The organism is Oleiphilus sp. HI0066, assembly GCF_001635725.1.
This window is the reverse complement of the sequence record NZ_LWFH01000548.1, coordinates 1-807: the sequence shown is the minus strand read 5'-3', so window position 1 is coordinate 807 and position 807 is coordinate 1. Positions and strand designations below refer to the sequence as shown.

At 45.1% G+C, this 807-nt stretch carries 2 protein-coding genes; both read right to left on the bottom strand.

Annotated features, from left to right (window positions below; all coding sequences use genetic code 11):
* A partial coding sequence (locus A3738_RS07360; protein ID WP_068763489.1) for a hypothetical protein occupies positions 1-438 on the bottom strand: 438 nt, incomplete at its 3' end.
* A gap of 19 nt (positions 439-457) precedes the next feature.
* The coding region (locus A3738_RS07355; protein WP_156504054.1) for an OmpA family protein at positions 458-807 on the bottom strand (350 nt) is incomplete at its 5' end.

The following is an 807-nucleotide window of genomic DNA, read 5'->3' as shown; positions in this document are numbered from 1 at the left end:
ACCAACCACCATCGCCAAAGCTTGTACAACTTCTTCAGAAGGAAAGAGTTTGATATGCAAACTCAACATTTGCGCTTTGCTGAAATCAGTATGATATGGAAATGCCAAACCACAAGCACTGACATTCGCCTCACACATCATATAAGTGTGTGCATGCTTATCATCAACCTTAGGTTTGCCTGTATCAACGTCGGCCGCAATCAAATCTATCTTATGATTTAACAAGCCAAGTAAAGTAGCGAGCGATTCATCTTTGCGCTTAAGTCCAGCAAGATGACGGTTAATGGCACTATTGACCTTGACCAGCCTTTGTTCGGGCGTCTGAACCGACCCTGAGTCTAAATGCTCAACGTCAGTGTCGGTGACAAGCATCAAGCGTAAACCGATATGGTCATCAACCCGAAAATACCGACGACGCTCTGATGTTTTTTGAGACATAGCTACTCCGCAACTTAAGCTAGAAAATTTCCTCCGGCGACAAATCTAACATGTCTCGCAGCAAACTAGTATTCGCAGCATCAACCGCTTGTTCACTGGCTTGAATATCTTTGCGCATTGAGTCTGCGCTTTTCTCTTCAAGCACGATCTCTACGCGTCGATTTTTAGCTCGATGCTCAGTAGAGTCGTTTGCGACTAAAGGACGGCTATCTGCAAAGCCCGAGACCGAAACACGTCTTGGGTCTAAATCACCCGATTCCATGAGTCCGTGGGCAACGACTAAAGCGCGTTTTGCTGACAAATCCCAGTTTGATGGAAATTCTTTTGTTTTTATCGGCACATCATCCGTGTGCCCTTCTATTGAAATTC